Genomic DNA, 15,423 nt, shown 5'->3' with positions numbered 1-15,423 from the left:
TAACCAAGTTTAAACCACTTGTAAATGCTTATATATATGCTATTTTTTTAACTCAACATCGCAATCAAGCCAACTCAAATTGCGAATATAAAGACTCCGTAAACATAATGATATGTATTAATGAGACTAATTCTTCATTTAATAATTTTAAGTGGAGAAATATAAGTTAGCGAAGATAAATAGACCGTGAAATAAGCATATAGCGAGCAATTAGAAGTACTTGGCGAAGGAAAAACTGCTAGGCCTTAGTGTTGCTTAATTGTTTGAGCGCAGCGAGTTAACCAAAACTCTTGGCATAGTAGGTTTTCCAAGCCTAGTACTTCTTTGTGTAGCTATTTAGCTTATGGAACATATCTAGTTATCTTAGCCTTTATATTCTCAATTTATTAAAATTCTATACTTCAATTTTGTTTTCTCTTGCATAGTAGAATAAATATTGCTGAGCCATTCCTGATAAAGCTCCAAATTTATCTCTTGCAAATACTCTCATTTTGTTTAATGAAACATCTGGTGCCACATAAAAATGAATCATAGCTCTCTTTACCCATACATCTACAGGGAACGCTGAGTGTTTTGTCATTGAAAATAGCATTATACAATCTGCTACCTTAGCACCAACACCCATAAATTTTTGAAGTGCTATATGGCATTCATCATCATTTAATGACTTTATATATTCTAAATCAAAATCTAATATTTCCGGTCTTTCAGCATACTTATTAGGATTTAATTTAATTTCTTCTTTAACTTCTATAGCTTCATTTACTTTTTTAATTGTATCTAATATGTACTTACTTCTAAAAGATGCTCCTGTTTCTTGGATTTCTTCTAATGTAGCATCTTTAATTGCTTGTGGAGTTGGAAAAGTATAATATTCATTTTCTTTATACTCTATCTTTTCTCCCCATTTTTCACATATCTTCTTAACAGTTTTCTTTATTGAAGGAATGCTATTTCTTGCAGATATTATGAAACTTATAAGAATTTCAAAAGGATCTTGATTTAATATTCTTATACCATATCCAAATTCAACACTCTTTCTAAGTATTTCATCTTTTGCAAGTTCATCTTTTATTTCATCATAGTTTCTTTCTAAATCAAAATAATTTTTCCATATATTATTAAAATCTTCTTCATTTGAATTTAATATAATAACTTCATCATCATTTTGAACTACTTCAATAACTCTTCCATAAGCAACTATGATATAGTTATTATCTTCTATCTTATCCCATCTAAAACATTGTCCACACTCTAATATTTGTTTTATATTAAAATTCTTTGTACCTTGTATTATTACTTTATTATCTTCAAATAAAACATTTTTAAAATCCATTTTTTCACCTCATATATATCATTAATATATTATTTATCCCCGAGATATTAATAAACTATTCTTATTAGGTTGCCTTTTCCCCCTCAAAGGATAACTTAATATTAAAAATTTTCTCTTTATAAATTATATCATACTATAAACAAAATGGATAATTGATATCCAATAATAATATTTTTTCTTAATTTTATTAAATAAATATACTAATCTTCTAACATATTAATGTTTTAATGTGGCTATTATCATTTTAAATATAAAAAATAGAGGAATTAAATAAACTCCTCTATCTTAATAAGCTAAGCAAATCAAATCCTATTTAGATTTAACTTTTAATAATTGTAGAATCCTCTTCCACTCTTTCTTCCAAGATATCCAGCTCTAACATACTTTCTTAAAAGATTACTTGCTCTATATTTAGTATCTCCTGTTTCATTATATAAAACATCCATAATAGCTAAACATACATCTAAACCTATAAGATCTCCTAAAGCTAAAGGTCCCATTGGATGATTTGCACCATATTTCATAGCTGTATCTATATCTTCAACTGAAGCTATTCCTTCTTGAAGGATAAATGATGCTTCATTAATCATTGGTATAAGTATTCTATTAACAACAAATCCTGGTGCCTCTGCAACTTCTACTGGCTCTTTTCCAATTGCTACTGATAATTCTTTTATAGTATCAAAGGTTTCATTTGATGTTGCCATACCTTTTATAATTTCTACTAGCTTCATTACTGGAGCTGGATTAAAGAAATGCATTCCTATAACTTTATCAGGTCTCTTTGTTGCTGAAGCAACTTCTGTTATTGATAAAGATGATGTATTAGAAGCTAATATAGTAGATTCTTTACAAATTCCATCTAATTCAGCAAATATACTCTTTTTAATTTCCATATTTTCAACAGCAGCTTCAATTACTAAATCACAATCTTCTGCAAGAGATAAATCAGTAGTTCCAGTTATTCTAGAAAGAACAGCTTCCTTATCTTCTTCAGTCATCTTTCCTTTAGCAACTAACTTAGTTAGCCCTTTATTAATCCCAGCTATACCTCTTTCAACAAATTCGTCTTTTATATCTCTAACTATTACTTCATAGCCCTTTTGAGCAAAAGCTTGAACTATACCTGCTCCCATAGTTCCAGCACCTATAACAAAAATCTTTTCCATATTAAAAAACCTCCCAATTTTAATTCTCTTTCATTGCCTTTACTTGAGCTGTCATTTCTGGAACAACTTTTAACAAGTCTCCAACTATTGCATAATCAGCTGTTTTCATTATTGGAGCTGATGCATCTTTATTTATAGCTATTATTAAATCTGAATCTTGCATACCTGCAACGTGTTGTATTGCACCTGAAATACCACAAGCTATATATATAGTAGGTCTTACTGTCTTACCTGTTTGACCAACTTGATAATCTCTTTCTATCCAGCCATTTTCAACAGCTGCTCTTGATCCTGCTACTGTTCCACCTAAAGCTTCTGCTAATTCTTCTAAAATAGCAAAGTTTTCTTTTGCTCCTACTCCTCTACCACCTGAAACTATAAAGTTAGCTTCACTTATATCAACAATATCCTTAGCTTCTTTTACTATTTCAACTATTTTAGTTCTGATATCTGAATCTAAGATTTTTACTTCCACTTCTTCTACAGTAAAGCTTCTATCTTCATCTGGAAGCTTTTCAAATACTCCAGGTCTTACTGTTGCCATTTGTGGTCTGTGATCTGGGCATGCAATTGTAGCCATTAAGTTACCACCAAATGCTGGTCTTGTAGCTAATAAATCTGCTTTTTCAACATCAACATCTAAAACTGTGCAGTCTGCTGTTAATCCTGTAGATAATCTTGCAGCTACTCTAGGTCCTAAATCTCTTCCAATGAAAGTTGCTCCTATAAATAAAATTCCTGGCTTTCTTTCATTTGCTAAGTCACAAATAACCTTTGTATAACCATCAGTAGTATAGTGCTTTAATAATTCATTTTCTGCAACTATAACTTCATCTGCTCCATGTCTTCCTAATGTATCAGCTAAATCTCTTATATTATCTCCTAATAAAAGAGCTGTTAATTTTACACCTAATTTATCTGCAATTTTTCTTCCTTCACCAAGTAACTCTAAAGAAACCTTTTGAAGCTCTCCTTCTCTTTGCTCTGCAAATACCCATACGCCTTTGTAATCTGCTAAACTCATCTTTTTTACCTCCCATATTTCCTAGATGTAGTGTTTTTCTTTTAATTTACCTAATACATATTTTACAGCTTCACCTGGAACTTCATTTATTAATTCGCCTGCTCCCTTAGCTTCTTTAGTCATTGACTTTTTAACCTTTGTTGGTGAACCTTTAAGTCCTAATTCTTCTTTATTTACTTCTAAATCGTCTGCTGACCAAACTTTTATTTCTGTATTTGCAGTATCAAAGATATATCTAACATTCATATATCTTGGCTCATTTAATTCTTTTATAGCTGTTAATAAAACTGGTGTATTAACCTTTATTAATTCATAACCGTCCTCTAATGCTCTATTTATTAATAATCCATCATCCTCTACCTTAACATCTTGAACATATGTCACTTGAGGTATATTTAAATGTTCTGCAATTTCTGGTCCAACTTGAGCAGTATCCCCATCTATAGCTTGTCTTCCAGCAAAAACTATATCATATTCTAAGGTTCTTATTGCTCCTGCTAAAGTCTTTGAAGTAGCTAATGTGTCGGCACCAGCAAAAGCTCTATCTGTTATAAGTATAGCTTCATCAGCCCCCATACATAACGCTTCTCTTAATGCATTTTTTGCTTGAGGAGGTCCCATACTTATTACTGTAACCTTTCCACCTACATTATCTTTTAAAGTTAAGGCTGCTTCTAAAGCATGCTTATCTTCTGGATTTATTATTGACGGAACACCATCTCTTATAAGAGTTCCTGTCTTTGGATCAATTTTAACAGCTGTTGTATCTGGAACTTGTTTTAAACAAACTACTATATTCATTTATAAATCCTCCCCCTATTATCTTAAAGCATTTCCTGAAATAACCATCTTTTGAACTTCTGAAGTTCCTTCATATATTTCAGTTATCTTTGCATCTCTCATCATTCTTTCAACTGGGTATTCTTTAGTGTATCCATATCCACCAAATATTTGAACTGCCTTAGTTGTTACATCCATAGCAACTTCTGCTGCATAAAGCTTAGCTCTTGCTGCATCTACTGAATATGGAAGTCTATTATCTTTTAACCAAGCAGCTTTATAAACTAAATGTCTTGCAGCTTCAATTTTAGTATCCATTTCTGCTATCATCCATTGAAGTCCTTGGAATGCTGATAATGGTTTTCCAAATTGCTTTCTTTCTTTCATATAAGCAACTGCTTCATCATATGCACCTTCTGCAATTCCTAAAGCTTGAGCTGCTATACCAATTCTTCCACCATCAAGAGTTTTCATAGCTATACCAAAGCCCTTACCTTCTTGTCCAATTAAGTTTTCCTTTGGTACTACACAATTACTCATAACTAATTCTGTTGTTGAAGATCCTCTAATTCCAAGCTTATCTTCCTTTTTACCAATTGAGAAGCCTTCAAAACTTTTTTCAACTATAAATGCTGAAATTCCTCTTGTTCCTTTACTTCTATCAGTCATAGCAAAAATTATAAATGTATCAGCTACTCCACCATTTGTTATAAATATCTTTGATCCATTTAATATATAATTATCTCCATCTAACACGGCTACAGTTTGTTGTCCTGCTGCATCTGTACCTGCTCCTGGTTCTGTTAATCCAAAAGCTCCTAGCTTTTTGCCACTTGCAAGATCTACTAGATATTTTTCTTTTTGCTCTTTTGTTCCAAATTGTTCTATTAAAGAAGCACAAAGAGAAGTATGAGCAGATACTATAACCCCTGTAGTTCCACAAACTTTTGATAGTTCTTCTACTGCTAAAATATAAGAAAGAGTATCTCCACCAGCTCCGCCATATTCTTTAGCAAATGGAATTCCTAACATTCCAAGTTCAGCCATCTTTTTAACATTTTCCATTGGAAATCTTTCTGTCTCATCAATTTCAGCAGCAATTGGTTTTACTTCATTCACAGCGAATTCTCTAACCATTTGTCTTACTAATTCTTGTTCTCTAGTTAATTGAAAATTCATTTATTATACCTCCTCGATATTGCACCCTTTTTACTTAAACACTTCCGTTTTAATATTGCGACAATTCGTTATATTTTATTTTTTCTGACTATTTATTTGAAAAATTTTTAGCTCTCTTTTCCATGAAAGCTGCCATTCCTTCTTTTTGATCTTCTGTAGAGAAGCATTTCCCAAAATCCTCAGCTTCAATTTCTACAGCTGTATCTATATCAACTTGCATTCCCCTATTTATAGCATCCTTACATAACTTAACTGCTATTGGAGCATTAGCTATTATGGTATTTGCCATAGTTTTTGCTTCTTCCATTAAATTTTCAAGAGCTACAACTTTATTTACCAAACCAATTCTAAGTGCTTCTTCTGCTTTTACAGTTGCACATGTATAAATAAGCTCTTTAGCCTTACCTTCTCCAACTAGTCTAGCTAACCTTTGAGTTCCCCCAAATCCTGGTGTTATTCCAAGACCAACCTCTGGTTGAGCAAATCTTGCCTTTTCTGAAGCTATTCTTATATCACAAGCCATAGCTAATTCACAACCACCACCAAGAGCAAATCCTGATACTGCTGCAATTACAGGCTTGTCTAATTTTTCTAATCTTCTGAAAACTCCGTTTCCTAAAAGGCCAAATTCTTTTCCTTCTTCCTCTGATAAATCTTTCATTTCTGAAATATCAGCTCCTGCGACAAAAGCTTTTTCTCCAGCTCCTGTTAATATAACACAATAAATATTACTATCATTTTCTAAGTCTTCTAATACTACGTCTAAATCTTTTAATGTTTCTGAGTTTAATGCATTTAATGCTTTAGGTCTATTAATTGTAACAATCGCTAGATTTTCTTCTTTTTCAAGAATTATATTTTTTAATTCCATTATAGAATCCTCCCTTTTATCCATGCTTATATTAAGTTTTTTCAATAGACATAACCCATGTAGTATCTTATAATTGCATTTAAAACATATTAAAAATTATATTAATGTTAATATGTATCATAAAACAACAAATTTGTTAATCTTATAACAATCATAAGCAAAAATAATTGAAGCAGATGCTTCAATTATTATTATAAACTTTAAAATTTTCTTTTGCAATAACTATTTCTAATTTAATCCAATTATCAATTTAGTTATTTATTTTCATTTTTATCATGTAATAAATATATTAATGTCAATAAACTTTCTGATAAATGAACATTTTCTACTGTTATATCTTCTGGTACTATTAAATCAACAGGTGCAAAATTCCATATACCTGTTACTCCATTTTCCACTAAAGTATCGCATACCTTTTGTGCATTAATTCTTGGAACACAAATTATACCTATATCTATGTTATTATCTTCAAGATAATCTTTTAGTATATCTATATCTTGTATTTCTATATCTCTTATTCTCATTCCTATAAGTTTTGGATTTGCATCAAATATTGCTTCTATATCTAATCCAATTTGAGAAAATCTACTGTAATTTGCTATTGCCTGACCTATATTTCCGGCTCCGATGATTACACCCTTATATTCTCTATTTAATCCTAATATAATGCTAATTTGATTATATAAGTCCTTTACATTGTATCCATATCCTTGTTGACCAAAATCACCAAAACAATTTAAATCCTGTCTTATTTGTGATGCCGTAAATCCTATTTTTTCTCCAAGTTCTTTTGAAGAGATTCTATCTACATCGTTTCTTAACAATTCTTGTAAATATCTATGATATTTTGGTAATCTCTTGATTACAGCCATTGAAATATTCTTTTTCTTATCCATACTATATATTCTCCTACTTTCTCTTATCTTATATATTAAAACAATATTATTCTTATTTATAATTATTATTTTACCACTTTTATCATAATTTTAAAACAACTTAGGTTAACTATTTAACAAGCTAAAATTCATATAAAATAGTTAATTTTTTCTCAATCATATAAGTTTACATACTATTATTATTGCCAATTCATACATTTCTTATATATTTTTAACAAGTTTTATTTTCATATAAAATTTAGTGTAGTTATATTACATAAAAAAATTAAGACTTATGTATAACGTAGCAGATCCGTTATACATAAGTCTCAAATTTATACAAAGCCTTATTAATATGCTCTGTAAACAAGATAATGATCTTGTATGCTTCCCTTATGCCTGAAATGTTCTCAACCTAGTTTATTATATTGAATATGCTGAAATTTGTCAATAAAAATAGTATTTGAAATTATTTCAAGCATCTTGTTGAGTTTATTACTGCTATTACTGTAACTCCAACATCTGCAAATACAGCTTCCCACATATTAGCAATACCAAAAGCTCCTAAAAGTAATACAAGAACTTTTACTCCTAATGAGAATATTATATTTTGCCATAATACTTTATTGGTTTTTCTTGCAACTTTAATAGCTGTAACTAGAGCCTCTGGATCATCTTTCATTAAAACAACATCTGCTGCCTCTATAGCCGCATCTGATCCAATACCACCCATAGCAACTCCAATATCTGCTCTTGCTAAAACTGGAGCATCATTTATTCCATCACCTACAAATATAACCTTTCCTTCAGTTGAATTATTTTCAATTAACTCTTCTACTTTATCAACCTTATCTCCTGGTAACAATTCAGCAAACACTTTATCAACACCTACTAATGATGCTACCTTTTCTCCTACGGATTTATTGTCTCCTGTTAACATAACAGTTTGAGATACACCTATACTCTTTAAACCTGCTATTGCTGATTTAGAACTTTCTTTTATTTCATCTGAAATTACTATATTACCTTTATATTCATTATTTATTGCTACATGGACTATTGTTCCAATTGAATTTATATTATTATATTTTATTTCGAACTTTTCCATAAGCTTATAGTTACCAATTAATACTTGTGAATTATTAATAGTTACCTTAATTCCATGTCCAGATATCTCTTCGTAATCACTTAATTCATTAGAATCTATTTCTTTTCCATATTCCTTAATTATAGATTGTGCTATTGGATGATTTGATAAACTTTCAGAAATAGCTGCAACCTTTATTAGCTCTTCTTTAGGTATATCAATATTATTTACTTCGGTTACTTTGAAAACACCTTTTGTTAATGTTCCTGTTTTATCAAAAACAACTGTATTAACATCTTTAAGTGCCTCTAAGTAATTTCCACCCTTAACTAATATACCTTTTCTAGAAGCACCACCAATTCCAGCAAATAATCCAAGAGGGATTGAAACTACCAAAGCACATGGACAAGATACTACTAAGAATATCAATGCTCTATAAATCCAGTCATAAAAACTTGCATCCTTTATCACTAAAGGTGGTATTATTGCCAATGCTAATGCAGAGAAAACAACTATTGGAGTATAAATTCTTGCAAATTTAGTTATAAACTTTTCAGTTGGTGCCTTTTTATTAGAAGCATTTTCTACTAATTCTAAAATTCTAGAAACTGTTGACTCCTTAAAGTTCTTAGTTACTTTTACCTTTAAAACACCATTAGTATTTATAAAACCAGCTAATATATCTTCTCCTATTGAAATTTCTCTTGGAACTGATTCTCCAGTAAGCGCTGATGTATCAACAAAACTCGTTCCCTCTAATACTGTACCATCTAATGGCACTCTTTCTCCTGGTTTTATAATTATTACATCATCTAAATTAACAGTTTCTGGGTTAACTTTCTCTTCTTTCCCATTCTTTAAAATATTTGCATAATCAGCTCTTATATTCATAAGAGAAGTAATTGATTTCCTTGATCTATTTACTGCATATGATTGGAATACTTCTCCTATTTGATAAAATAACATAACAGCTACACCTTCTGGAAACTCTCCTACAAAGAATGCGCCTAAAGTAGCTACTGTCATTAAGAAATTTTCATCAAAAACTTCTCCTCTTAAGATATTTTTTATAGCAGTTAATACAACTTCTCCTCCAACTAATACATAACTAAGCGCAAATAATACTACAGATAGAATTGATCCTTCAGTTGAAATCAAAGCAATTGCATATACTATTGCTCCTATTATTAGCCTCATGTTTTCTTTCAAACTCACTGCTTCTCCGTGAGAATGATCATGTGAATGCCCATGAGAATGATCATGTGAATGTCCATGTGAGTGTTCATGAGAATTCTCATTGGATTCGCCTCTTAAATTGCTATGAGAATGATTATTGTCATGATTATGATTTTCTTTATCACTTTTATTTTCTATTGAACACGTACCACTTGTACACTTATTAACTTCTTTAGTAACAATATTATTTTCATTTTTATTAAATACTTTGACACCTGGTTCAAGTTTATTTATTATCCCTTTTGCTTCTGCTATAACATCATCATTATGTCTTTCCCCATTTAATTCTATAATTAAAGTTGATGTTGTAAAATTTAAAGTAGCTTCTTTAACACCATTGATACTATTTACTCTTGTTTCAATTTTGTTTGCACAATTTGCACATGTTAAACCTGATAAAATTAATTTTATTTCATTACTACTCATATTTTTCACCACTTTCCTATTCAATAATGTGCTTAAATCCTTCATTAAATATATGCTTGATATGATCATCTGATAATGAATAATATATAACTTTCCCATCTCTTCTAAACTTAACTAATCTATTTGATTTTAATACTCTAAGCTGATGTGAGATTGCAGATTGTGTCATATTCAATAGTGCAGCTAAATCACATACACATAATTCTTCCTGAAATAAAGCACATAATATTTTTATTCTTGTAGAATCACTAAAAGCTTTAAATAAATCAGCTAAATCGTATAATTTTTCCTCATCTGGTATAGACTTTCTTACTTTATCAACAACATCCTTATGAATTATTGTACAATTACAACTTTCTAATTTATTCTCTTCCATAATTCCCTCCCACAACATATGAACAATTGCTCATATGTTTATTTAATAATATTATATGATATTCCCATCAAATGTGTCAACTTTAAATAAAAATATTTTCCATAAATCTACTTTTCAAATATTACACTGTTAAACTTCTTATATAATAAGATTTTCGAAATCTTATGCTTTTATACTGTCCTTATATAAAAAAATAGAGAGTCTATTGACTCTCTATATTACTAAAGCTATATGCTCTTTTAACTTTTGATTTAAAACTACTTCGTTTAATACCATATTCACAACAGTACTACAAATATGACTAGCAAAAAGTAAATCTTTCTCGTATGAGGCTATTCCTTCGTATTCTTTTTGAAGTTTCATTATATACTTCCCAATTTCTTCTGATGTTAGGTGGAAATTCATATCTCTTTTTATATTATAATCCTTAGAAAATTTATTTAATTCATTTTCATATAATACATGTTCCTTCATAGCATTAGCACTTTTAAATTCCCATCTTTGAAAATGTGGAATACAGAAAAAGTCACATAAAAAATGACAAACAACGCCTAGCTCTTGATTAAATTTTTTAGATGAATATCTACTATAGATATCATCTAAAGTTAATGAGGATAAAAATTCTATCTTTTTAACAACCATATCAAAACTTTCATCTATATAGTGTTTTTTAAATTTATATTTTGATACAGAATCAGGTTTTAAGTTTCCCCATATAAAATGTCCATCATTTATTATAAAGACTTTATCCTCTTCTACATTGCTTATAAATTGTTGTGCTAAAGCTTTGTGAGTATTCATCATCATAATTTCCTCACCTCGCTTTTCTTATTTAACTATATGATAATACTATAGATGATAAAAAACAAATATGTTTTCTTGTATATAGCCCCACTTATTATCATATTAGTAATTGCCTTCTCTCTTAACCATTATAACCTTAAATCTATAATTTGTTAATATTTACCTTTAATACTTCTTTTATTTTTTCGAATAATTTAGGTTGTATATCTGGATAAGTTAAATTTTTAGGTATATTATCAAATTCTTTAATTTCTCCTATTTCAAAATCCGGCAAATCTCCTAAAGAATATATTTCAGCAAAGAATAATGCCGCGTAACTTTTCTTTCCATTAATCTCTAAAGAATAATCGTTCATGTATAATATTTCAAATTCCTTAGCTCCTGTTTCTTCAAATAATTCTCTTTTTGCCGTAAAATTTATATCTTCATTAATTTCTCTATGTCCTGCTGGAATTTCCCACGTATCTCGTTCTTTATGTTTAACAAATATCCATTTATTCTTATATCTTGATACAATTATTGCATAAAGTAATTTTTCATTTTCTACTATATTTTTTTCATAAAATTCAATTTTCATATGCTACTCCTATTTATAAAGGTATTATTTATAAAATAATAGATATATTCAGTATAATAATCTATACTTTCATATATCTACATCTTTTAATAAATATTAATATATCGTTTATTCACTATCTTTTAATAAATTACTTAATTCACTTTTAAATTTTCTTAAATAATAATTTTTATTGTCTTCCTATTTAAATATATGTATCTTTCCACTATCATTTAAGTTTTTTAATATTATAACTATTATAGGTAATACAAATAATCCTAGGAATCCAAATATTTTAACTCCTATAAACATACACATCAACATTATTATAGGATGCAACCCAACTTGCTGTCCTACAACTTTTGGTTCTAAAACGTTTCTTACTATTGTTATAACAACATAAACTATAGTTAATCCTATTGCTAAAGCTATATTACCTCTAATTAATTCTATTATAATCCAAGGTATAACTATCCCACCTGTTCCAAGTACAGGAAGTACATCTACACAAGCTATTAATAATGCTATTGTAATTGCGCCCTCTATCCTTAATATAGATAGCCCTATAGCTAGTTCTATAAAAGTTACTGTTATTATTATTGAATAAGCCTTTACAAATTTAAATAAGGTACCAACTATATAATCTTTAACATCAAATATCAAACTAGAAGTTTTTTCAGAAAATTGTCTTGTTATAAAACTTGTTATATTTGTATAATCCATCGCAAAGAAGAAAGATGCAATAATGGAAAATATAACTATAATAAAAAATGTTGGTACAGAAGTAACTGTTGATGATACAAATACAACAACGCCTGATGATATACTAGAAATTACAGCTCCTAATGATTCTGTAAACGAGGATATAATATCTCTTATAGCTTGCACTAAAGTAGGATCTAATTTTATCAATATATCTTCAAATCCGCTAGATAACTGAAATATTGCAGGTTCTATAGAAGTCATATAAATGCCTGGCAATTTAATAAATAATTCCTTTAATGCAACAAATACCTTTACTATAATTAATGTAAATAAGGCTCCAACTGTTGTATAAAAAATTAAAACTGTAATACCAGCAACCGCCTTCCTATTTACCCCAGATTTTCTTGATATTAGATTTATCAATGGCTTTAATATAAATGCTATTCCAAATCCTATTACAAATGGTAAAAACCAAGCTAGCCCATATCTAATTGCAATATATATTATTGCAGAAACGATTGCTAAGTACAGCGTATTAATTATAAATTCTCTTTTTTTCTCTACACCCATCATCTTAATCTCCTTATATTTTATATTGATTATACAATAAATAAATTTAATTTTAAATTTATAATTTCAATATTAATTTAAAATTCAGAATTCATTATAAAAATATATATATTTAAATAAAAATCCATGTAATCATGACTTAATAAAAAATTATATTCAATATTTAAATCAATTTAATATCCTCTATTGTTAAATAAATTTAAGTATTGCATTAATAATAGATGAACTTCTACAAATACTTATATAAAAAATAACCATAAACTTAATATTTAGTAAATAAGTTTATGGTTATTAATATTAGTTATTTATATAATTCTTAAACACATCAGAAAAATCTTTTTTAATGTAATTTTCTCTACTTATCTTTGTCCAATTAAAAGCATACTCATTTATATCTTTAAATATTTCTGCTGCATTTCCTTCAACAACCTTACTTGATGCACAAGCACTGGCTGCTATTTTTAAAGTTTCTTCAGATTTAGTAAGCATAATATCATTTTCATGTATTATATGAGATATTCTAATTAATGATTTATATAAATCCTTTAATTGTTCTATTTGATTTTTATCTACATCTATTGAAAAAGCTGTTTCTCCAATAATAAATTTAATTTCACAATCCAGATCTATAGTCCCAGCTGTTTCTATAGCAACATTTCTAATTTCATTCCTATAATAATCATATCTTGTCACAAGTCTCTTTTTACTTACAGCAGATGTACCATCAACATGAATAAGAGCTAAATTAGTGAAGCAATACTCATCAGTTCTTGATTTTATAAGGAAAAATATTTGTTCTCCATCTTCATGCATTATATAATCATCTGCATCCACCTTATTAAAATCCTTTTTATCAATTATTTTTCCTATATCACTTAGTCCTAGAGCATCTGAAGCTAATTTTTTTAACATATATACCCTCCCAAATCCTTATAATTTTTTTATTTATATAGTAACTTTTTAATAACACATATATATTTTATTTTATCGAATTATTTATTATTAAAATTTATTTTTATATCTAAAAGAAAATATTCATGAATACATTTACAAAAACTCATATAAAAATATAACCTTTTTTTGCTTTCTATTAATCCCAAAATATACTTCTAGAATTTTGTAAATGCTCGTAATTACAAATTGGACATCTACTGTTAACTATCTCATCTTCACTAACTACCTTATATTTACTTCTACATATTTCACAGCTATACTCTAATTTGAAAATTTTATTATCATCATAATTAATTTCTACGTAAGGAACTGTTGCTAAATTTCCACACTTATCACATTTTACATATGCATTATAATAGCTTATATTGTTAATATTTTTCTTACTTAATATAAAGTCTATACTGTCATTTCTTTTCTTAGTAAGCTCTCCTCTAAACACTTCGAAGTCTTTAGTCCTAGAACCAATCCCTTCAAATAACGTTGCACTATAATCACATCTCTTACACTGAATGCTTACTCCTTTACCCAAATCTAATCCTCCTTAATTAATTTAACTATTATATGTATATTTTATCATAAAATTAATAGAATATTACAAATAAAATAGGGAAGATCAATCTTCCCTCTAAATGTAGTCTTCATATTCAGGTTTATTAGTCAGATCACTTAGTAAATGTTTTATTTCCTGATCCTTATTCTTGTCCATTATAAGAATAACATCTCCAGCATCTACTATAACTAAATCTTTTATTCCTAATCCAATTATTAAATTTTTATCTCCAAATATAGAGCAATTTTCACTATCTTGCAAATATACATTATTACTTGTTTTATTATCTTTCTTTTCTTCTAAATATCTACTTAGTGCTGAAAAGCTTCCTATATCATCCCATACAAAATCACTTTTTATAACGAAAGCCTTTCTAGTTTTTTGCATAACTCCAAAATCTATTGATATTCCATCTATTAATGAATATTGCTCGTTAATAACTTCTTCTTCATCTTCTTCCCCAATATGCTTATATATTTCCATTAATGATTTATATAGTTGTGGAAGATATTTTTCTATTTCTCTTAATATTACATCTGCTCTAAAAACAAACATTCCTGAATTCCATAAATAAGTTCCTTTTAATAAAAAGTCTTTTGCGACTTCCACATTAGGTTTTTCAGTAAACCTAGCTACTTTATAAGTTGGTATCTCTGATGATTGTATTCTTTGTCCCATCTCGATATACCCATAGCCTGTTTCTGCTCTTGTTGGAGATATACCAAGTGTTACTATTCCCCGTCTTTTATTTGCGATATCCACAGCTTGTGATAATGTTTCTATATAAACCTTCTCGTTTTCTATATGATGATCAGAAGGCAATACAACCATAACAGCATCTCCATCTTTCTTCAAAAGCTTAACAGCAGATAGACCTATACATGTAGCGGTTTCTTTGTTAATGATAAAGGCTATTTTTATAATA

Annotated in this window: 14 protein-coding genes and 1 pseudogene; all 15 read right to left on the bottom strand. The window is 28.6% G+C overall.

Annotation, left to right across the window (positions count from 1 at the left end; all coding sequences use genetic code 11):
* Positions 1–394 precede the first annotated feature (394 nt).
* Positions 395–1,336: a DNA-3-methyladenine glycosylase 2 family protein gene (locus I2A75_RS16275; protein WP_195266560.1), complete on the bottom strand. Its 942-nt coding sequence runs from the start codon at positions 1,334–1,336 to the stop codon at positions 395–397.
* 326 nt (positions 1,337–1,662) lie between these two features.
* Entirely contained in the window at positions 1,663–2,505 is an 843-nt protein-coding gene (locus I2A75_RS16270; protein WP_195266557.1) for a 3-hydroxybutyryl-CoA dehydrogenase, read from the bottom strand.
* 19 nt (positions 2,506–2,524) lie between these two features.
* Positions 2,525–3,529 carry an electron transfer flavoprotein subunit alpha/FixB family protein gene (locus tag I2A75_RS16265; RefSeq protein WP_195266555.1) on the bottom strand — a complete coding sequence of 335 codons (1,005 nt, stop codon included), beginning with the start codon at positions 3,527–3,529 and terminating at the stop codon, positions 2,525–2,527.
* Positions 3,530–3,550: 21 nt separating this feature from the next.
* Positions 3,551–4,330, bottom strand: a complete 780-nt coding sequence (locus I2A75_RS16260) for an electron transfer flavoprotein subunit beta/FixA family protein (RefSeq protein WP_195266553.1) — start codon at positions 4,328–4,330, stop codon at positions 3,551–3,553.
* Positions 4,331–4,348: 18 nt separating this feature from the next.
* Positions 4,349–5,488 carry an acyl-CoA dehydrogenase gene (locus I2A75_RS16255; protein WP_195266551.1) on the bottom strand — a complete coding sequence of 380 codons (1,140 nt, stop codon included), beginning with the start codon at positions 5,486–5,488 and terminating at the stop codon, positions 4,349–4,351.
* Positions 5,489–5,576: 88 nt separating this feature from the next.
* Positions 5,577–6,359, bottom strand: coding sequence for a short-chain-enoyl-CoA hydratase (locus tag I2A75_RS16250; RefSeq protein ID WP_195266549.1), 783 nt, complete (start codon positions 6,357–6,359; stop codon positions 5,577–5,579).
* Positions 6,360–6,613: 254 nt separating this feature from the next.
* Positions 6,614–7,255, bottom strand: a complete 642-nt coding sequence (locus I2A75_RS16245; RefSeq protein WP_195266547.1) for a redox-sensing transcriptional repressor Rex — start codon at positions 7,253–7,255, stop codon at positions 6,614–6,616.
* 448 nt (positions 7,256–7,703) lie between these two features.
* Positions 7,704–9,983 carry a heavy metal translocating P-type ATPase gene (locus I2A75_RS16240; RefSeq protein WP_195266545.1) on the bottom strand — a complete coding sequence of 760 codons (2,280 nt, stop codon included), beginning with the start codon at positions 9,981–9,983 and terminating at the stop codon, positions 7,704–7,706.
* A gap of 16 nt (positions 9,984–9,999) precedes the next feature.
* Positions 10,000–10,359 carry a metalloregulator ArsR/SmtB family transcription factor gene (locus tag I2A75_RS16235; protein WP_195266535.1) on the bottom strand — a complete coding sequence of 120 codons (360 nt, stop codon included), beginning with the start codon at positions 10,357–10,359 and terminating at the stop codon, positions 10,000–10,002.
* A 213-nt stretch (positions 10,360–10,572) separates the two neighbouring features.
* Positions 10,573–11,166 carry a zinc dependent phospholipase C family protein gene (locus I2A75_RS16230; protein WP_195266533.1) on the bottom strand — a complete coding sequence of 198 codons (594 nt, stop codon included), beginning with the start codon at positions 11,164–11,166 and terminating at the stop codon, positions 10,573–10,575.
* 139 nt (positions 11,167–11,305) lie between these two features.
* Positions 11,306–11,740, bottom strand: coding sequence for an NUDIX domain-containing protein (locus I2A75_RS16225; RefSeq protein WP_195266532.1), 435 nt, complete (start codon positions 11,738–11,740; stop codon positions 11,306–11,308).
* 180 nt (positions 11,741–11,920) lie between these two features.
* Complete coding sequence (gene ytvI / locus I2A75_RS16220) at positions 11,921–12,997, bottom strand: sporulation integral membrane protein YtvI (RefSeq protein WP_243242200.1); 1,077 nt, start codon at positions 12,995–12,997, stop codon at positions 11,921–11,923.
* 294 nt (positions 12,998–13,291) lie between these two features.
* Positions 13,292–13,906, bottom strand: a complete 615-nt coding sequence (locus tag I2A75_RS16215) for a PH domain-containing protein (RefSeq protein WP_195266530.1) — start codon at positions 13,904–13,906, stop codon at positions 13,292–13,294.
* A gap of 178 nt (positions 13,907–14,084) precedes the next feature.
* The gene (locus I2A75_RS16210; RefSeq protein ID WP_195266518.1) at positions 14,085–14,477 is read right to left on the bottom strand and encodes a hypothetical protein; all 393 of its coding nucleotides are present in this window, start codon (positions 14,475–14,477) and stop codon (positions 14,085–14,087) included.
* 96 nt (positions 14,478–14,573) lie between these two features.
* Positions 14,574–15,398, bottom strand: a pseudogene (locus I2A75_RS16205) (sugar phosphate nucleotidyltransferase); the annotation flags it as partial.
* Positions 15,399–15,423 lie beyond the last annotated feature (25 nt).

Origin of the sequence: Clostridium sp. 1001275B_160808_H3 (assembly GCF_015550425.1) — a bacterium.
Lineage (GTDB): Bacteria > Bacillota > Clostridia > Clostridiales > Clostridiaceae > Clostridium.
This window is presented reverse-complemented; position numbering and strand designations above follow the sequence as displayed.